Source organism: Pedobacter africanus, from assembly GCF_040548825.1.
Lineage (GTDB): Bacteria > Bacteroidota > Bacteroidia > Sphingobacteriales > Sphingobacteriaceae > Pedobacter > Pedobacter africanus_A.
Window position 1 is genome coordinate 880,323 of the sequence record NZ_JBEPSL010000003.1, and the last position, 20,303, is coordinate 900,625.

Genomic DNA, 20,303 nt, shown 5'->3' on the forward strand with positions numbered 1-20,303 from the left:
ACAGCGCCAGTTCATAAAATAATTGTTCAATCAATTGTTTCATCAGGCAGATGTTAAGGACTTCGGCCAAAACCGGGGTCCTTATTTGGTTAAAACCATTCCTGGATATTTAAGTGGTGTTTTCTTGATTTTTCATTTCTCTTTTAGTTTGGTTGTTAGTTGATAATTGGTTAATTGAGCAGGGATGATCAAAAAAACCATACTGGTGGTTAGCCTTTATTTCTTCTTTTTAATTTTAATGGTATTGCCTTCTACAGTAAACCGCACCACATCTGCACGCTCCAGCATCCGCAAAACTTTAGATACGTTTTCAAACCTGCTTATGGTGCCAAACACAGTTCCTGTTTTTATATCTGCATCTTCATAAATTACTTTTACGTTGTACCAGCGGGCAACCCTTTCCATCACATTTTCAAGGCTTTCGTTGTTGAACATGAAATAGCCGTTTTTCCAGGCAATGGCATCTTCGGGGTTAACTTCTTTAACGGTTATGCCAGTGCCTGATAGAAGGGATTGCTGGTTGGGTTTTAATACAACGTCATTTCTCCCTTTTGTCATCCCGACTTCGGAGGGATCTAGGTCCTTCGCTATCGCTCTGGATGACAGGTGTACGAGGTTTGATGACGAAACCCGCACGCTTCCTTCCAATAGCGTTGTCTTTATCCCAATATCATCGCTGTAGGCGCTAATGTTAAAATGTGTGCCCAGTACTTCTGTTTTTTGGCCTTTACATTCAACAATAAAAGGCCTTGTTTTATCTTTTGCCACTTCGAAATAGCCTTCGCCATCCAATTTTACAAATCTTTGGGTTTTATTCCGGTAATCTGGATAAAAGACCAAATTACTACCAGCATTTAACCAAACTTTGGTGCCGTCTGACAGTGTAACGGTGTACATCCGGCCTTTGGCAGTAGTGGCGGTAACAGTTCCCTCGTATCCTCGGGATGATAAAGCGCCGTCTTGCACAACATCGGTGTTATCATCATACTTTAATGCGCTACTTACAATTACGCCGTTCTTTTTCTCGCTCAGGTTTATGGTTTTGCCGTTGGCAAATGTTAAAGTTGCACCGTTATGACCAGGGGCAATGTCATTTAGGTCCTTCGCATTCGCTCTGGATGACAGGGAGGTATCAGGATGAAGCGGAGCAGTATAGAAGTATATGCCAACTGCTATGCCTATTACCGCGGCCGCTATGCCTGCTATACGTGGCCAGAGTTTTCTTTTACGGTTTCTGTTTGCCTGCACCACCTGCCACATCTCTTGCTTTACCCTTTTTATATCCAGTAATGAAACGATTACATTTTCATCTGTTCCATATTTCATGAACCAATCTTCAACAAGCAATTTTTCCTGGGCAGTACAGGTACCCAGTTTGTATTTCTCTAAAAGCTCTTTTGCCGATGTTGTCATAATTGCATCAACCGTATTTGTGGTCTTGTTGCTATGACCAATGGGAAGCGCCTTGGGGGTACAAGCTTATAAATAAATTGTAAATAAAATGTTAACTGGCTGATAAGTAGTAAGATAATTTTAGTCTGGGAGCAACAGAATGGCCTGTTATCCCAACAGGTAGGCCAGATAGATCATCAGCCCAAGCCTTAGGCGCAGCACTTTCAGTGCCCTTTTAATCTGGGTTTTTACCGTAAGCTCTGATATGCCCAAACGCTCAGCTACTTCTTTATGGCTTAACTGCTCCTTTCTGCTCAATAAAAATATTTCCCGCATCTTTTCGGGCAGCAGTGCTATTTCCTGGTCTATTATAGCGGCCAGCTCTTTTTCCATTAAAAGCTCATCGGCGTCTTTAGCATAGGTATTTAAATAGGCCTCAAAAGAGCTGATGTAGGTTTCGTGATACCGCTGGTGTACAAATAAGTTTAATGCCCGGTTATGTACGGCCTTAAAAAGATAAGCAGATAAAGAAGAATGAAAATCCAGTTCGGCATGTCTGTTCCAAAGCACAATAAATATTTCCTGGACCACATCCTTTGCTTCGTCCTCATTTTTTAATTTGCGAAAAGCGAATACATATAAAGGGCCACTAAAGCGGTCGTAAATCTCGGTAAAGGCCGCATCATTGCCCTGCTTCAATAAAGCCAGTAGTTCCTGATCGGTATATGTGCTGTAAGCAGCCATAGTGGTATCCCTATTTATATGAATTTACGAAAATTTTGTCGCAAGTGTAATCAGAAAAATATATTACCTGGTAAAATATTTTCAGAAATATTTAATTAGTGTATGTTTTACATATTGGATTCTCAGGCTTTCTGTTTCCAGGCGGCTTATAATTCTGTAATGCGTCCAGCTCAATTCGTGACGCACTGCGTCACGTTTTGGGAAAGCTATATAAAATTGCCGGATATTCCGCAGGTTACTTTCGTCAAAACCTTTACCAAATTCAACTGTAAGTTGTTTGGCCAGGTTTTTTAATACTGCCTTTCCATAAACAGCCTTAGTTTTGCCTTGTTGTTCATCCTCTACAATAAGATGCCCAATTTGCCAGTACATCTGCAGCAAAATGGCATTACTGTTCTGATATGCTTTTTGCCTGGCATGAGTTATAATTTCAGTAATCTGTTTAAAAAGGATACTCAATTTTTCTGTTTCAGCCATGCTACAATATTTGATCTAACCAAAATTACATTGATTGGTACTAATAAACCACAGATTTCAAGTAATAATTTTTACATGGCTAATCTTTGGGGATGTATTGTACAGCCTTTGTACCGCGTTAAGGCTGCGTTTGTCCTGCGTCCCATGTTTGGAGCCCGCTGCCAAGGCGTTGGCAAGGGGGTGGCAGGGCCTTGGTATAGCTTTTTGCCTTTTCAAGGGGCTTGTAGCGCCTAACTTAGCCCTTGGAACCCTGCTACGCAGGTTTAACCTAGGGTTAACGCACATTGAACAGTGGTAAGAATCAGATTAGATTGGCAGGTAATGGTGTTTGGCTACAGCCGGATATGGATTAACTCAGTAAAACTGTCTGTTCGCTCAATGGTTATGGAGGCCGGCTAGTTGTCGTAGTAAGAAAGACCAATAACATGCATTTTTATTGAAACAAATCAATACTACTATGAAAAACTTAGGAAAAATGCTCGTTCTTGTAATAGCTGCTTTAGCTATACAACTGCCATCCTGTAAAAAGGGAGATTCGGGCACTCCCGGTGAAAACGGAGCAGATGGCGCAGATGGTAATGCCAATGTACAAACTTATACCTATAGTTTGACAAATGCCGTATGGACCACAGTAGGTACGGTTACCAGTGGATACTTGCAGCTGGATATTGCAGCGCCCCAAACCTTAACAGCAGATGTGCTGACAAATAATGTGGTAATGGTGTACGTTAAATCAACTGATTATGCTGATTGGGCAGTTCTGCCTTATTATACCGAGCGTAACATCAGGGTGCAGGCAGAGGTTTCAGTGGGGCGCATCCGGCTAAAACGCGACCAGGATGGGCGTCCTTCCACACAATCCAACTTTCAGAATATGAGGGTAGTGGTGATGAAAAAGACCAGCGAAAAACCATTAAGTGTAGTTCCTGGCAATTGATATTGATTTTTTGCAATCATCTCTGTTACAGGTTTAAATCAAAACAGGCTGTCTCAAAATAAAGAGATGGCCTGTTGGCTTTTTTTTACTCGCTACCCGATGATAGATTAAAATTCGGATCTTGATGCTTTAACTTAGCTATGGCTGTATCTGCCAATTCATCAGTTAATCCAACAGATGGGCTGGTTAATACCAGATTTTCTTTTAGCGTAACGGGTAATCCATTCAACATTTTGTCATCATCAATAATTACAAAATCTCCATCATTACTTTTCCGTTTCTTAAACCATCTTAATATTTCGCCCTTACGATCCTGATTGGCATCATTAGCCGTCAAACGTTTTATTGATTTTACCTCTATACCCCTATTTTTAAAGATGTTTTTCCATTGGGGTAAGCTATACTTAGACTTGTGTGAAGTGGTGAGGATAAGATCGGCATTTGTTTCTGATATAATCCGGTTAAGCGCTTCTACCGATTTGCTCGTAAATGCAGGAAACCCATCCTCGCGGAATTCCGGTCTTCTCCAGGAGTTCGCAGGAACCATAACACCATCTATGTCTAACAAAATAAGCATGCTACAAAAATACAATTATTATTCCAAATGCTGGATCATCTGCGTAATCGTATCTATATCTACACCATTGTATTCAGCATCATTTTCATTTAAAAACTTAATTTTAGAAGTCGTGTCCCAATCGTTCTCATCAAATTCAATATCTTCAGATAACTTTGACACCAATATTCTTATCGATCATCCATGATATTGACGATTCTTTTAAAAGATAAATAGCCAGCGAACTGGTTACTAATTACTTTCTGTTTGTCTAAGTCAGGTATTAGACACTTCTTGAACAGGTACTATATACGTAAAAACTGTACAATGCCTGTTTGAAACCTGTTATGAAGTTGGCTGATTTTTTCTTAATTGTAAAAGGCTTAAGGGAATCCAATAATTACCTTATATTTGTATCAGCATTAGAGATAGAAGAAAACTTTGGTCAGCCAGAATGAGGTAGAAGTTTTTTTTGGTCAGTCTCATTTAAAGCCCCTAACCGGGGCTTTTCATTTTACAGGGAACTCGTATTACAAAGAAAGATGTAATAGTAGCTATGAAATATAAGATTTTAAAGACTGAAGAAACATATAATGCTGCAGTTCGTAGGATTGAAGAGGTTTTTGATGCTAAACCAGGTTCTGCAGCTTTTGATGAGCTGGAATTATTAAGCTTATTGGTTAAGGATTATGAAGACAGGTATTACCCTGGACATGGCACGTTCGCTTGCAGCATTTCTTAAGCTTCCAGCAAGGGTATTTATCAATGAAAGGTATGGTATGGAGCACTACGCTCCGGATACAAAACAGTAATTTTAAAATTTGATATCATCAGCTCTCTCTTTAACCCAAACCTTCAGCAGCATATTATCCCGATAGTTACATTATATCAAAGTTTTTCTTAACATTGCTTATCTTTAAGTAGGGGAATATTTACAACATGCCTGATTTCAGCAATTTTACGGATCAGCAGCTCATACCGCTTTTTAAAAAAGGCGACAGAAAAGTATATGCGGAAATTTTTGAACGTTACAGCAGGCTGCTCTTAAGACATGCATTCCGTTTACTCAACAATAACGAAGAAGCACATGATGTTGTTCAGGATGTTTTTGTAAACCTCTGGCAGAAAAGAGATTCCCTTGATGAGAATTGTTTACTTTCCTCATTCTTATATGCGGCTGTGCGTAACAGAATTTTTAACCTGCTCTCTCACCAAAAGGTAGTTGTAAAATACGCGGCGTCTTTTAACCAGTTTGTGGTTAGAGGATATAACATTACAGAAGATACCATACGTGAAAATGAATTGGCTAAAATCATTGAACGGGAAATAGATCTTTTACCAGAGCGGATGCGGGAGGTTTTTCTGTTGAACAAAAAACACGGCCTCAGTTATCAACAGATCGGGGAACAACTGGATATTTCGCCAGAAACAGCCAAGCAACAGGTTTATAAAGCCACTAAAATACTCAAACCAAAAATTGATGATTTTCTTGCCATGTTCCCTTTTCTATAACTATTCTTCCTCTCTTTCTGGTCTGAAATAAAAATAATTCAGCTTTTTTTGATTTAGCGTATGACGTAGGGCTATACTTAACTGTTCTACTCCTATAACAGGCAGAATAGCTTTTCGAAATATGAACGAACCAAACTTACACGAATTATTACAAAAGCTTCACAACGGCTCCATTACCGAAACCGAAAAAGTCCTTTTAGAGGCCTGGTACAACCAGTACGCAGCACAGAGTTCTAATGTGATGGCCGAAGAGGACCTGGAACGATCAGTTTCCGCTTTGCGTAAAAAACTGAAATTCGGCCGCAAACCGTTCGTCTTACAGTTATGGTCCCGCATCGCCGTCGCCTCAGCAGTTGCTTGTGTAGTGATAGGTGTATATTTTTTCAGATCAGGGTATAATCGCGATCAAAAAAGTAACCCTGCCGATTTAGCCGTTCACATCAACCCTGGAAAGAACGGCGCCACATTAACTTTAGCTGACGGACAAAAGATATTCATAAATGATGCACTGACTGGAAATATCGCCAATCAATCCGGGGTAAAAATCTCTAAAACCAAAGATGGGCAGCTTATCTATGAAGTGACAGAACAGGTAGCCAATAAAGCAGAATACAACACGTTAACCACTACAGCCGGACAACAGACACGGGTACGCCTGCCCGACGGCTCACTCGTATTTTTAAATTCGGCATCCTCCTTAAAATATCCCACCAGCTTCGCAAAAGGGAAAGAAAGACAGGTTTCTTTGACAGGAGAAGGCTATTTTGAAATAGCCAAAGATAAAAAGCATCCATTTATAGTAGCCACTACCAGGCAGGAAGTGGAGGTATTGGGAACGCATTTCAACATCAATGCATACCCGGACGAAATGGCCGTAAAAACTACCCTGATCGAAGGTTCAGTAAAAGTTGTTGAGCTTTCAGCTGTTGGGGCGGCCGCGGCTGTAAACAATATAACAAGCCAGGTTCTGAAACCCGGGCAGCAGAGTATCCTGGATCAGAAAGGAATGCGGCTTACAAAAGTTAACATAGATGAAGCCATAGCCTGGCAAAAAGGTTATTTCAGGTTTTATGATGAAGACATCACCAGCGTAATGCGCAAAATATCCAGATGGTACAACGTAGAAGTAGCCTATTCAGGAGCGTTACCAGAAGTTGCCTTTAACGCGCGGATCACCAAATACAGCAGCATAAACGATGTTCTGGAAGCCCTGGAAAAAACAAAAGCCGTTCATTTTAAAATAGAAGGGAGGAAAGTTATCGTTAGTAAATAATTACCAAACGGCCTGAAAACACCAAATCCCGAGTGGAATCGGGATCTGGATCTTGTTTAGCCAAGTATCATTAAAAATAAATCAACAGAAACGCAGAAGCTCCATGTTTTCGAGGCAATGGCTTACTGCTCAACTAAACTAAACACTAATGTATAAAAAATATGCCAACAAACCGGGTGTACCCAAAGGTTACATCCGTCAAATCTTATTGATTATGAGGCTCACCACCATCATTTTAATCATAACAGTAATGCAGGTAAGCGCCACCACCTTTGCGCAGCGCATCACCCTGTCCGAAAAAAACGCAGACCTGGTAAAGGTTTTCGATCAGATTTCTGACCAAAGCGGATATGATTTTGTATTCACCAGCAATTTACTGAAAGGCACCCGCCCGGTTACCATAAATGTAAATAACACAGAATTGAAAACCGTCCTTGAGCAGATCTTCGCAAATCAACCCATATCTTTTTCCATTGAAAACAAAACAGTCATCATTCATTCAAAGTCCCCCTCTTATTTGGATCAGCTCATTGCACGATTTCAGACGATTGATGTCAAAGGTAAAATCCTGGATGAAAAAGGCCAGCCACTTCCAGGCGCCACGATAAAAGTCAAAGGCCAGAATAAAAACATCAAAACCAACGCCCAGGGAGAATTTACTTTACAGGGCGTACCGGAAAACGCAGTATTGGAAATCAGCTTTATCGGATATGTGACACAAGATATTAAAGCCACTGCGAATATTGGCACTATTAAGATGATTTTGGCAGACGAAAAGCTACAAGAAGTAACCGTAAATGCAGGTTATTATAAAGTGAAAGAGCGGGAACTCACTGGAAGTATTGCTAAAGTTGCTGCAAAAGATATCCAGAATCAACCAGTTACAAGTATACTTGCGACCATGCAGGGCCGTATGGCTGGTGTAAACATTACGCAAAACACAGGTATGCCCGGCAGCGGTTTCAGAATTGAGATAAGGGGTCAAAATAGTTTGAGGAATGATGGCAATAGACCACTTTATATCATTGATGGCGTGCCATATTCATCGCAAAGTATTGGTAATAGTAATACTTCATCAAATATTCCCGAGCAAAATACTCCACTCAATAGCATTAATCCAGCAGACATTGCATCGATAGAAGTGCTGAAAGATGCTGATGCAACTGCGATTTATGGTTCCAGAGGAGCTAATGGAGTGGTACTCATTACTACCAGAAAAGGAAAGATTGGTAAAACTTCTTTTAGCACCAATTATGCTAGCGGACTTGGAAGAGTTACGCGTTTTAAAGATGTTATGGAAACACCAGAATATTTGGCAATGCGCAAGGAAGCATTTGCGAATGATGGTGTAACTCAATTGCCTACTACTGCCTATGATGTAAACGGTACCTGGGATCAGAACCGTAATACCAATTGGCAAAAAGAATTAATAGGGGGTACAGCAACCTATAATAATTTGCAATCCTCACTTTCAGGTGGATCTGCTCAAACACAGTTTCTAGTTAGCGGAAATTATAGTAGGGAAACTACTGTTTTTCCAGGTAAATTTGAATATGTCAAAGGAGGAATGCTTTTGAACATTAATCATGAATCGGAAAACAAACGTTTCCGATTTACTCTATCGGCAGGTTATACGTTACAGAGCAACACTCTTCCGGCTGTAGACCTGACTACGGTTGCGACAACTCTTGCTCCAAATGCTCCTGTTTTATATGATCAATTTGGTAATTTAAATTGGCAAAACAATACCTTTAACAATCCAGTTGCGGGTTTAGGACAAAAAATTAAGGGAAATACCTCTGATTTAATAACCAGTGCTTTACTGTCTTATGAGTTAGGCTCTGGATTTGTTATCAAAAGTAATCTTGGTTACACGGACCTCCATCAGAGACAATCAAATCTACAACCCTCTACTATTTTTAATCCATCTTGGGGTTTGGGAATTGAAGCTGCGACTGCTTTTATTAATAATCTGAAGAGGAATTCTTGGATTGCTGAACCTCAATTGATATGGAATCGTAAGATTGGAAATGTAGCAATAAATGCACTTTTTGGAACAACTTTTCAACAGCAAAAAGGAAATCAACTGGTAAATTATTATAGAGGTTTTCCTAGTAATAGTTTGATTGATAATCCGGCTTCTGCAACAACAAGTACGGTTTTAAGTAGTGAGGAAAATTTGTATAAGTACCAAGCTTTTTTTACCAGGATAAATTTGAACTGGGCAGGTAGGTATTTATTGAATTTTACTGGCAGACGTGATGGTTCAAGTAGATTTGGGCCAGGTAAAAAATTCGGCAACTTTGGTGCCATCGGTACTGCATGGATATTTAGTGAGGAGGAATGGATGAAAAAGAAGATTTCTTTTTTAAGTTTTGGAAAACTTCGTGCAAGCTATGGAATAAGTGGAAATGATCAAATAGGTGATTACCAGTATCTAGATACTTATGGTCTTTCAGGAAATAGATATCAAGGTTTTGCTGGTGTACAACCTAGTAGGCTATTTAATCCTGATTTTGGTTGGGAAAGTAACCGGAAGTTAGAAATAGCATTGGAGACTGGTTTTTTAAATGACCGGATTTCAACAACAATAGCATGGTATAACAACCGTTCGGATAACCAGTTGGTTGGCATCCCCCTACCAGCTATAACGGGATTTTCATCAATTCAATCGAATTTGGATGCCGTTGTACAGAATAGAGGTCTTGAAGTTAGCATTAATACGGAAAACATTAAACGTAAGGAGTTTCGATGGACTACTAGTTTTAATTTAACCCTTGCCAAAAATAAACTGATTTCATTCCCTGGATTGGAAGCGTCAACCTATAAAAATCAATTTGTGATTGGTCAACCTCTTAACATTAGTAAGGTCTACCATTATACTGGAGTTAATCCTTTAACCGGAATCTACCAATTTAAGGATGTGAATAATGATGGAATTTTATCGGCTGCTGAGGATGCAAAAACCATTATCAATCGGAATCCAGCGTTTTATGGCGGTTTACAGAATAATTTTAACTATCGTGGCTTTGAACTTGATTTTTTATTTCAGTTTGTTAAACAGTTAAACGCCAATGAGAATTTTTCAAACCCTACGCCTGGTACGATGAATAACCAACCTAGTGGAGTAATTTCTCGCTGGCAAAAACCTAATGATGTAGGTGTTTATCAAGCCTATAGTAACAGCAACGGAAGTCGCATCACTGCTAATACCAGATTAATTGGTAGTGACGCTGCCTACAGTGATGCATCTTATATTCGTCTAAAAAATATTGCCTTATCCTATCAGTTACCTAAAAATTTGACTAAAAACTTCACCTGTAAGATAAGTCTTCAAGGACAAAATGTGTTAACGTTTACCAAGTACAAAGGAATTGACCCTGAATTTAGAGTTGGAGGATATTTACCTCCTTTAAGAATATATACAGGCAGTATTCAGTTAATTTTCTAATCATATTTCAATTATCATGAAAATATTCTATATTAAGATATATCGTTCATTGCTGTTACTGGTCATTCTTTGTTCAATTGCAGCATGCAGTAATTTTACAGATGTAGATTTACCATCTTCCCAGTTAGGCACTGGATCTGTCTTCGAAAGTAAGGCCACAGCAAATGCTGCCATAACTGAAATTTATTCCAAAATAAGGGAACGGGGATTGCTTACAGGTTTCAACAGTGGCTTATCAGTCCAACTTGGGCTTTATGCTGATGAACTGCAATTCTATGGGCTTGCACTTTCAGCACAGGCAAATTTTTATAATAATTCATTGATTGCTACAGGAAATGAAACATCTACACTATGGACGGAAAGCTATAATCAAATATATGCGGCAAATTCAGTAGTTGAGGGAATAAACAAATCATTAGCCTTGCAAACTTTGGATAAGGATCAAATTATGGGGGAGGCTCTTTTCGTACGAGCACTCATACATTTTTACTTGGTTAATTCTTTTGGACCCATTCCATATATTAAAACAACCAATTACCAGCAAAATAGGGTTGCCAGTAGAATGCCAGAAGTAGAGGTGTATGCCTTGGTTAAATCGGATTTGGAGCAATCGATTACGCTTCTTCCAGCTCAATACATCGGCACAGAAAGGGTCCGTCCAAACAAGTGGGCTGCACAGGCATTACTGGCAAGGGTGTGTTTATATATGCAAAAATGGAATGAGGCTAGTAATGCAGCTTCTGCTGTAATAGAACAATCGACATTATATGCGTGGCCAACAAATCTAAATACTGTATTTGTTAAAGAAAGCCTTTCTACCATTTGGCAATTGATGCCCGCGAACAACACGCAAAATGCCTATGAAGGCAACTCTTTTATTTTTATACAAGGACCTCCGGCTTCAGTTGCCATTAGTAACTCTCTTTTTGGAGCATTTGCAGATAATGATCTTCGTCGAGGACAATGGTTAAATAAAATTACTACTGGTACTTCATCGTGGTACCATTCCTACAAGTATAAAGAGCGAACAACTACCACAGCCTCTAAGGAATATTCTGTTGTATTAAGGATAGCAGAACAATACCTTATTCGTGCAGAAGTTCGTGCTCATCAGGGTAATCTTACTGGAGCTAAAGAAGACTTAAATAAAGTTAGGAATTTAGCCGGTTTAACCAATTCCACAGCTAACACTGCTGATGAGATTATTGAGGCTGTTTTACAAGAACGCCGTGTGGAATTGTTTACTGAATTCGGTCATCGTTTTTTTGATCTCAAAAGAACGGGTAAGCTAGACCTTGTTCTATCTCCCCTAAAACCACAGTGGGGAACCAATGACCGACTTTTCCCAATTCCTGAATCTGAACTATTACTTAACCCTAACCTTAAACCTCAAAATGCTGACTATTAATTCAACATATAAGATCTATATTAAGACCTCTCTTTTTATTATTCTATTGCTGGTTTCCTATTTGCCTCTTTCTGCACAGGTGAAACAGAAAAGCATGCTAACACCAAAAGATTACCATTTATGGCATAAGCTTTTTAACGCTCAAATTTCCAATAACGGCAATTGGGCTAGCTATAGGCTACTTTATGACTATACAGGGAAGGATACATTAATTGTTCAACAGACATACAGTAATAAGAGCTATGTTTTTCCTGGTTCTGCTAGGGGAAAGTTTAACGGAGAAACAGATTTTGCATGTTTGAAAGGTGATACGCTTATCGCAATGGATCTAAAATCTGGAAAACAATTGAAAACGCCTGCTACAGCTAATTTCGCTTTTTCAGCAAACCAAAAATTTATGATCATCTTGTTGAAACAAGACGACAAAAAAAATATCCTAGAAGTCAGGGATAGGCAAGGTGCCGTTGTTCGGAAGGTTTCAGATATTGTCCAGTACGTTTTTGATCCTTCGGGAAATGGAATTGTTTATAGTACGGCAAAAGATGATGCCTATAGCGTTGAATTTATGCTATTTAAAGATGCCATTTCGAAAAAAACAGTAACCACTGATCATCAAGCAATGTTTAAAAAGCTAGTTTGGGAGGAAAATTCAATTGCTTTTATTGAAACTTTAAGCCAACACCCTAAGCTCTTTGTTTATGATATTTTACAGGATAAGCTCAGTTTATTAGATCCAACGAAAGTTACTGGCTTTCCTTCCCAAATGCAAGTTTCCCATGCACTTATGGCGCATCTCAATCTATCGGATGATGGTAAAAAAGTAATTTTCTGGATGAGGAATGATAGCATCAAATCTGATTTTATGGGCCCTAAAGCACTACAAATCTGGCATACGATGGATAAACAAATGTTTGATTCAAAGAAATCTTTTGGCAATTACGCCATGTCTGATAAAATGGCAATTTGGGATGTAAATACCCAAAGTGTGCTTCAAATAACTAATCAAGATTTGCCAACTGGATTTTTAAGCTCGGATTATAATTATGCATTCATTTATGATCGCTATGCATATGAGCCTCAAACTCAGCAAAATGGCCCATACGATCTGTACATCGTAGATTTAAAGACTGGTAAAAGAAAACTCATCATTAGAAAATATGCCTTTGATAATATTCCATCGAGATCACCTGATGGAAGATACCTTTGTTACGCAACCAAGCAGGGACATTGGTGGATCTATGACATTCAGCGGGATTTGCATACCAATATAACTTTAGGTACTTCAAATTCATTTTTGAAAGAGGATACAAATAGTCCAGGACAAGAGGAACCTTACGGAATTGGGGGATGGACTACGGATGGAAATGTCATTCTTTATGATAGGTATGATTTATGGAAAGTCTCTTTGGATGGTAAAGAAAAGTTGAGGTTGACTAAAGGAAGGGAGATACAGAAAATTTTTCGGATAGAGGCTTTTTCGAATACTTTCAATACAAACATAAAAGCAAAAAAGAATAGGCTTGACCTAGACAGGGGCCTAATACTTACCACGGTTAACAAAGAAACCGGTGCAAGTGGACTAAGCTCTTGGAACCCAAAATCAGGTGTTAAGGAACTCATTTGGGAAAATAAAAGAACTAACCTGTTTTATAAAGCTGAGAATAAAGCTATCTATATGTATTTAGAGCAAAGCTTTACCTATTCACCTAGGTTGATGATGTATGATGGGAAAGCGAGGGAATTAGTACGAACTAACAAACAGCAAGACCAATTTTACTGGGGTAAAAATGAACGTATCGACTATGTAGTGAATGGTATCAAAACAAAAGGCGTGTTATTCTATCCAGCAGCTTACGAGGCTGGAAAAAAATATCCAATGGTGGTTAGTATCTATGAGCGACAGTTTGCATATTTACATGAATACCAAAATCCTAGTTTAATGCAAAGTGATGGTAACAATACAACCAATTTTACCCATCAAGGTTATTTTGTTTTATATCCTGATATCAATTATGAATACGGTAATCTAAGAAAGTCTGTAACCCAAAGTGTGCTTACAGCTATTGATACGGTTGTCGCAAAGGGGAGTATCTATCCAGATAAAATAGGGCTTATCGGACATTCCTTTGGTGGTTACGAAACGGATTTAATTCTCACACAAACAGGGCGCTTTACAGCAGCAGTTGCTGGTGCAGCTTGGACAGATTTAGTGAGTACTTATTTGTATGAAGGCCCACTTATGAAAAGACCAGATTTTTTTAGGACCGAGAACCACCAATTGAGAATAGGTAAGTCATTATTTGAGGATATGCCTGCCTATTTGAATAATTCTCCAGTCTTATTGGCAGACAAGGTAAATACCCCACTGTTAGGATGGGCAGGTGAAGATGATCGCCATATTCATTCCTTGCAAAGTATGGAATTTTACTTAGCGTTGCGAAGAGCAAATAAAGAGCATACTTTGTTAATTTATTCTGGTGAAGAACATGAATTAACTAAAAAGGAGAATGCAATGGACCTGAGTCTACGAATTATGCAATGGTTTGATTATTATCTGAAAGATGGTAAAAAACAAGATTGGATGAATAGCAATTTTAATCAGTAATTTTAGTTACAATTAAATGCATAATGATTGAAATCAATCATTATGCATTATTTAAGAAGGACTTTTATATGTCTTAAATGAAAAGAAAATAATATACATGCACAAATGTTTTGCACATGTATATATTGAATTAAAATAATAAGCTAGCTAGTTGTTGATGTTTCCCAATCTCTATCCTTACGTTTATCAGGCGCTGATAAAGTTGAGCTGGGTGGTGTTACCTTTTCTATTTTATGATCTACTTCTATCTTCTCTACTTTGATGTTTTCTACGAGATCATCTTTGCAGGAATTCATACAAAATGGTAGCAATAAAGCCGCCCATAACAATTTTTTATTCATATAAGTAATTTTTGATTTAACATGCAAAATATAAAATTTGCCAACAAATTCACATTGTTGCTAAAAAGGTAGAGGCGTTTTAAGGAACAAGATAAAGCCATATCCATGTAGGAATGCCAAAAATCCTTTGATTTAGGCTTATACGTCATTATTAGCAGGTGCTAGCAGGAAATTTCGATATTTATAGCTATCATTGGCCTTAAATTTTGTAAATTTAATGATAGCAGATCACTATGGAAGATTACTCCAAATACAGTGACCCAGAACTTGCCACAGCCTTGCGGTTGGGTAATGACGCTGCGTTTAAGGAAATCTATACCCGTTATTTTAAACTGCTTTATCTGTTTGCCTATAACAAACTAAGGGACGAGGAAGAAGCCAAAGATGTGGTTCACGATGTGTTCGCCTGGATGATTGACCACACGGAAAACTTTGCGCTGAAAACTTCACTTTCCAGTTACCTGTACAAATCTGTACTCAATAAGATCTTTAATATTTTCAGCCATCAGGCAATTATTAAGAAGTATATCGATCAGGGTGATCATTATATAGAGGTGGATAGTACAGAAACTGATTACTTGATCCGTGAAAAGGATATCGCCGGAATGATCCGACAGGAAATCGAGGCGATGCCGCCAAAGATGCGTGAAGTCTACCGGCTCCGCTTTGAGCAGTATCTAAGCGCAAAAGAGATCGCCGCTAAACTGGATATTTCTGAAAACACGGTCAATACGCATTTGAAGCGGGCTGTAAAACAGCTGAAAAACAATCTTGGTATAGCAGTATTTGTACTATACGTGCTGAATGGTTAATTTTTTTTATAAAATTATTCAATTGTAAATCAGTTGATTGAATAATAATTTCACAATTATTTCATATTATCTTCATTTAGAGTCACCAAAGGGCCGGACTTATCTGCCTTATAGTTAATAAGCAATAACCCACCCGATGGAAAATAAGGACATCAAAGATGATTTAGTTCAAGTCTCTTCTGGAAAATATAGCACCGAACAGCAACAGATCGCTGAACGCTGGCTTTTTCAGTTAAACATGAAAAATAAGCCTGGCCTTTCGGAAGCGAAGCTTGATGATGCGGAAGCGGAAGTCTGGCGAAGGCTAGAGGAAAGAAAAGTTATCCTAACACGTAGATTTAGGCTTTGGCCACGTATCGCAGTTGCTGCCTCTATTGCGTTATCGATAGGTATTGGAAGTCTGTTATATTTTAATAGTAGGGATAAACAGTTGATTGAGCAAGTCGCTCAGCATGATGTAAACCCAGGCCAGCAGGGCGCTACCCTGACTTTGGCCAATGGAACAAAAATCAGGCTGTCAGAGGTGAGCACTGGCAAACTTGCAGATGAGGCTGGTGTGATCATTACCAAAACCGCAAATGGGGAATTAATATATGAGATCAAGAGCAATACTAACGAAAACAAAATCAATACCATATCGACGAGTAACGGCGAGACCTATCGGGTGAAACTTCCAGATGGTTCTGTGGTTTGGTTGAACTCGGGTTCTAGCCTGACCTATGCGGCAAACCTCATCCAGAATAAAAAACGCACCGTTCAGTTGGCTGGTGAAGGATATTTTGAAATTACCAAGAACAAATCGCACCCATTTATCGTGAAAACAGCTGATCAGGAAGTGGAGGTTTTGGGAACGCACTTCAATATCAATAGCTATAAAGATGAACTCACAACCACTACAACGCTTTTGGAAGGTTCTGTAAAGATATCGGCTGGAAAGAATGTAAAGACCATTGTTCCAGGCGACCAGGCCAGAAACAATGGCGGTCAGATCTCTGTAGCGAAGGTCAATACGGAAAACGTTACCGACTGGAAAGATGGGGAGTTTAATCTTGATGGTCTGGACTTCAGAATGGCAATGCGTAAGATTTCACGATGGTATGATGTGGAGGTCGTTTATGATAAATCCGTTCCTGAAGACATTCAGTCTGGAGGATGGATACCAAGGGACAATAAATTATCATCTATATTAAAACTGATCGAAAATTCGGGGCAGGTAAAATTCAGAGTGGAAGGAAAAAAAGTCTACGTCTATAAATAAAAATACTACTATCCCTATGATAAAGCCAACAAACTAACCGAACCATCAACCATTAAACCAACAAGGGATGACTAAATTTTTATGAAGGCAGAGCTATTAGCTTAAAACAAATCAACCAGCCCATAGTGGACTGGCTGAGTTTTTTGGCTTTGGCCAATATAAAATACTAACCTAATTACCGCAGTTTCCTACTCCGTGGAAAGAAAAAGGTCGCTGCAAGAACCAAAAACTAAAACAAATGTATCAAATTATTGAAGTAATTGGTATGCCCAAGCGGCTATACCAGAAAATATGCCTGATTATGCGACTGACCACGGTGATCATGATAGCCTGTTTAATGCAGGTGAGCGCGGCGGGGCTGGCGCAGAAGATTACGCTAAACGAGCGTAACACGCCTTTAAATAACGTTTTGCGTACTATCGGAAAACAAAGCGGCTTTGCTGTGTATTTTGATGGGAAAAACTCCCTTAAATCTCAAAAAGTGACAGTTGTGGTTACCAATGCTTCTATCGAAGAAGCGTTGCATCAAGCTTTTAAAGGATTAGGATACACGTACAAAATTGATGGTAAAACCATTGCAATTAAGCCAAAGGAGCAGCCTGGTTTTTTGGAGCGTATTATTGACAGGCTTAAGGCAATTGATGTAACTGGAAAGGTTGTAGATGAAAAGGGAGAGCCCATTGCCGGGGCGACGATTAGGGTTAAAGGGACCACAATTTCTACTGTTTCTGATGGAAATGGCTATTTCCTATTGAAGAATATTTCTGAAGATGCTGTATTAGAAATTTCTTATTTAGGCTATCAAGTTAAAGAAGTAAAGGCTTTAAAGGATATAGGTAGCATTAGAATGGAACTGGCAATTGGGAAATTAGAGGAAGTAATAGTCAATGCGGGATATTATAGGGTTAAAGAGCGGGAATTAACTGGAAATATTTCCAGAATTTCTTCTAAAGATATCGAGAGCCAGCCTGTATTGAATGTATTAGCAACTATGCAAGGAAGAATGGCTGGAGTTGAAATTATTCAAGACAATGGCACGCCGGGTGGAGCTTTTAAGATTAAAATTCGTGGTCAAAATAGCTTAAGAGCTGCTGCAAATGAACCATTATATATTGTTGATGGGGTTCCCTTTGCATCTGAAACTATAGGTACGCAAAATACCTCTGGCACTTTTACTACGATGACCAGTCCGTTAAACGCCATCAATCCATCAGATATAGAAAGCATTGAGATATTAAAAGATGCTGATGCAACAGCCATATATGGATCTCGTGGGGCAAATGGTGTTGTGCTGATCTCAACAAAAAAAGGAAAAGCAGGAAAAACAAAGATTAGCATCAATAGCGCAACTAGCAAGGGAAGAGTGACAACAATGCTGGACTTGATGGATACGAAACAATATTTAGCCATGCGTGAACAAGCTTACGCTAACGATGGGATAACGAATTATCCAGCAGATGCATATGATATAAATGGGAAATGGGACAGAAATAGGTATACTGACTGGCAAAAGGAGCTTATCGGCGGTACAGCTGAAATCACGACAATTCAAGCCTCTATTACAGGAGGGAACGCTCAAACGCAATATCTTTTAAGTGGAAATACAGCTAAAGAAACCACAGTTTATCCAGGTGATTTTAAATATAAAAGAGGCGCAGTGCATTTTAATTTAAATCATATTTCCGAAGATAGGAAGTTCAAACTAATCCTTTCTTCTCAATATAGTTTTCAGGTCAACCTCCAACCTGTTACAGACTTAACTCGACTTTCGCGTACACTTGCTCCCAATGCTCCAGCATTGTATGATCAAAATGGAAACCTGAACTGGGAGAATAGTACCTGGCAAAATCCACTTGCTGCTCAAGTGGCAAAATTTAATGCAAAGATTAATAACCTAAATGCTAATGGAGTGCTGAGCTATAGTATATTGCCCAATCTTGAACTAACGTCTAATTTTGGGTATACTGATGTACGTAATTATGAAACCAATGCACAGCCCCATACGATGTACAATCCTGCATTGGGACTAAATAGTAGTTCGTCTAGTTTATACAGCAGTCTGGTTTTTAGAAGTTCGTGGATAATAGAACCGCAGATAAAATGGACTTTAACCGCAGGGAAAGGTAAATTAGAAGCGTTGGTGGGAGGTACATTTCAAAGTCAAACAAACAATAGATTAGGCCAATCTGGTTTCGGGTTTTCAACCAACAGTCTTATTTATGACCTTTCTTCTGCATCACTAAAAGTTATAGATATTAGTGATGAAACGAAATATAATTATGAAGCCATCTTTGCCCGGTTAAACTATAATTGGGATGGAAAATATATCGCTAATATCACTGCCAGACGAGATGGCTCAAGCCGATTTGGGCCAGGAAAACAATTTGCAAATTTTGGGGCTATCGGTGCTGCGTGGATATTTTCTAAGGAAAACTTATTTAAGGATCAATCAATATTAAGTTTTGGAAAACTTCGGACAAGCTATGGCATTACCGGAAGCGATCAAATTGGAGATTACCAATTTCTAGATACTTATCTATCTTCAGGCAACACCTACCAAGGAACAGTTGGTCTACAACCAACACGATTGTTTAACTCAAATTTCGCATGGGAAACAAATAGAAAGTTTGAAACGGCATTAGAAATGGGCTTTTTTGATGATGGGATATTTATAAATGCTGCTTACTATTTAAACCGGTCTTCTAATCAACTTGTCGGAATTCCACTTCCCGGTACTACTGGATTTGCTAGTTTAACCGCTAATCTTGGTGCAACTGTTCAAAATAAAGGATTTGAATTTTCTGTTGAAACGAAGAACATTTTAAGTAAACAGTTCAGTTGGACGAGTGATTTTAATATTTCGACAAATAGAAATAAGCTCATTTCATATCCAGGTTTAGCCACCTCCAACAATTCCAATACCTACGTAGTTGGCGAATCTATAAATATTTTAAAACGGTATCAATATACTGGTATCAACCCACAAACTGGGGTCTATACTTTTAAAGATATGAACGGCGATGGGCAAATCACGTCATTGATGGATAGAACGCTCATTTTTGATTTAAATCCAAGTTTTTTTGGAGGATTGCAAAATCAATTTACTTATCGTAACATTCAGTTGAATTTTCTATTTCAATTTGTCAAGCAAAAGGCGACTGCATATGCTCCAGGACTTCCTGGTAGGTTGATAAATCAGCTTTCCTCGTTAACTAATGTTTGGCAAAAGCCAAATGATGAGGCTGATTATCAAAAAATGACCAGTAATAATAGCGCGCTTAACATTGGCTATTCTCTTTTTAATCTAAGCGATGGAACTATTGTAGATGCCTCTTTTATCCGATTAAAAAATGTTGCCTTGTCCTATGAAATTAAACCAAAATTATTAAAAGGAATCGCTTGCCGTATTTATTTCCAAGGGCAAAATCTGCTCACATTTACCTCATTTGAGGGGGGTGATCCGGAATATAAATTGAGTGGGTATTTACCGCCTTTAAGAGTGTATACTGCTGGTTTACAATTAACTTTTTAAAAATA

At 38.7% G+C, this 20,303-nt stretch carries 16 protein-coding genes; 10 read left to right on the forward strand and 6 right to left on the reverse strand.

The window, feature by feature from the left end:
• Positions 1 to 216: 216 nt before the first annotated feature.
• The 3 genes from ABIE26_RS19555 to ABIE26_RS19565 all read right to left on the reverse strand — a co-directional run bounded on the left by ABIE26_RS19555 (position 217) and on the right by ABIE26_RS19565 (position 2,613).
• Entirely contained in the window at positions 217 to 1,413 is a 1,197-nt protein-coding gene (locus tag ABIE26_RS19555; protein ID WP_310145052.1) for a FecR family protein, read from the reverse strand.
• A gap of 147 nt (positions 1,414 to 1,560) precedes the next feature.
• Positions 1,561 to 2,136 (reverse strand): RNA polymerase sigma factor, encoded by a 576-nt coding sequence (locus tag ABIE26_RS19560; protein WP_310145053.1) that lies wholly within the window; start codon positions 2,134 to 2,136, stop codon positions 1,561 to 1,563.
• An 81-nt stretch (positions 2,137 to 2,217) separates the two neighbouring features.
• Positions 2,218 to 2,613 carry a DUF1016 N-terminal domain-containing protein gene (locus tag ABIE26_RS19565; RefSeq protein WP_310145054.1) on the reverse strand — a complete coding sequence of 132 codons (396 nt, stop codon included), beginning with the start codon at positions 2,611 to 2,613 and terminating at the stop codon, positions 2,218 to 2,220.
• Between the two features lie 457 nt (positions 2,614 to 3,070).
• On the opposite strand from ABIE26_RS19565, the gene ABIE26_RS19570 reads away from it, so the two are divergent.
• Positions 3,071 to 3,550, forward strand: a complete 480-nt coding sequence (locus ABIE26_RS19570) for a hypothetical protein (protein WP_310145055.1) — start codon at positions 3,071 to 3,073, stop codon at positions 3,548 to 3,550.
• A gap of 85 nt (positions 3,551 to 3,635) precedes the next feature.
• Here the strand turns inward: ABIE26_RS19570 and ABIE26_RS19575 are convergent, their stop codons facing one another.
• Positions 3,636 to 4,127: an HAD domain-containing protein gene (locus ABIE26_RS19575; protein WP_310145056.1), complete on the reverse strand. Its 492-nt coding sequence runs from the start codon at positions 4,125 to 4,127 to the stop codon at positions 3,636 to 3,638.
• Between the two features lie 18 nt (positions 4,128 to 4,145).
• Positions 4,146 to 4,289 carry a hypothetical protein gene (locus ABIE26_RS19580; RefSeq protein WP_310145057.1) on the reverse strand — a complete coding sequence of 48 codons (144 nt, stop codon included), beginning with the start codon at positions 4,287 to 4,289 and terminating at the stop codon, positions 4,146 to 4,148.
• A gap of 506 nt (positions 4,290 to 4,795) precedes the next feature.
• On the opposite strand from ABIE26_RS19580, the gene ABIE26_RS19585 reads away from it, so the two are divergent.
• The 6 genes from ABIE26_RS19585 (at position 4,796) to ABIE26_RS19610 (ending at position 14,355) form a co-directional block, all read left to right on the forward strand.
• Positions 4,796 to 4,918 carry a hypothetical protein gene (locus tag ABIE26_RS19585; RefSeq protein WP_310145058.1) on the forward strand — a complete coding sequence of 41 codons (123 nt, stop codon included), beginning with the start codon at positions 4,796 to 4,798 and terminating at the stop codon, positions 4,916 to 4,918.
• 127 nt (positions 4,919 to 5,045) lie between these two features.
• Positions 5,046 to 5,618, forward strand: a complete 573-nt coding sequence (locus ABIE26_RS19590; protein ID WP_310145059.1) for an RNA polymerase sigma factor — start codon at positions 5,046 to 5,048, stop codon at positions 5,616 to 5,618.
• A 121-nt stretch (positions 5,619 to 5,739) separates the two neighbouring features.
• Complete coding sequence (locus ABIE26_RS19595) at positions 5,740 to 6,891, forward strand: FecR family protein (RefSeq protein WP_310145060.1); 1,152 nt, start codon at positions 5,740 to 5,742, stop codon at positions 6,889 to 6,891.
• A gap of 148 nt (positions 6,892 to 7,039) precedes the next feature.
• Positions 7,040 to 10,342: a SusC/RagA family TonB-linked outer membrane protein gene (locus ABIE26_RS19600; RefSeq protein ID WP_310145061.1), complete on the forward strand. Its 3,303-nt coding sequence runs from the start codon at positions 7,040 to 7,042 to the stop codon at positions 10,340 to 10,342.
• A gap of 16 nt (positions 10,343 to 10,358) precedes the next feature.
• Complete coding sequence (locus ABIE26_RS19605) at positions 10,359 to 11,750, forward strand: RagB/SusD family nutrient uptake outer membrane protein (protein ID WP_310145063.1); 1,392 nt, start codon at positions 10,359 to 10,361, stop codon at positions 11,748 to 11,750.
• On the forward strand, positions 11,737 to 14,355 hold the full coding sequence (locus ABIE26_RS19610; protein ID WP_310145064.1) for a S9 family peptidase: 2,619 nt from the start codon (positions 11,737 to 11,739) through the stop codon (positions 14,353 to 14,355). Before ABIE26_RS19605 ends, ABIE26_RS19610 begins: the two co-directional genes overlap by 14 nt.
• A 143-nt stretch (positions 14,356 to 14,498) precedes the next feature.
• Here ABIE26_RS19610 and ABIE26_RS19615 read toward each other — a convergent pair whose 3' ends face one another.
• Positions 14,499 to 14,696 (reverse strand): hypothetical protein, encoded by a 198-nt coding sequence (locus tag ABIE26_RS19615; RefSeq protein WP_310145066.1) that lies wholly within the window; start codon positions 14,694 to 14,696, stop codon positions 14,499 to 14,501.
• A gap of 233 nt (positions 14,697 to 14,929) precedes the next feature.
• Between ABIE26_RS19615 and ABIE26_RS19620 the strand changes: the two genes are divergently transcribed.
• The 3 genes from ABIE26_RS19620 to ABIE26_RS19630 all read left to right on the forward strand — a co-directional run bounded on the left by ABIE26_RS19620 (position 14,930) and on the right by ABIE26_RS19630 (position 20,298).
• The gene (locus tag ABIE26_RS19620) at positions 14,930 to 15,508 is read left to right on the forward strand and encodes an RNA polymerase sigma factor (protein ID WP_310145067.1); all 579 of its coding nucleotides are present in this window, start codon (positions 14,930 to 14,932) and stop codon (positions 15,506 to 15,508) included.
• A 136-nt stretch (positions 15,509 to 15,644) separates the two neighbouring features.
• Entirely contained in the window at positions 15,645 to 16,766 is a 1,122-nt protein-coding gene (locus ABIE26_RS19625; RefSeq protein ID WP_310145068.1) for a FecR family protein, read from the forward strand.
• Between the two features lie 238 nt (positions 16,767 to 17,004).
• Positions 17,005 to 20,298: a SusC/RagA family TonB-linked outer membrane protein gene (locus tag ABIE26_RS19630; RefSeq protein ID WP_310145069.1), complete on the forward strand. Its 3,294-nt coding sequence runs from the start codon at positions 17,005 to 17,007 to the stop codon at positions 20,296 to 20,298.
• Positions 20,299 to 20,303 lie beyond the last annotated feature (5 nt).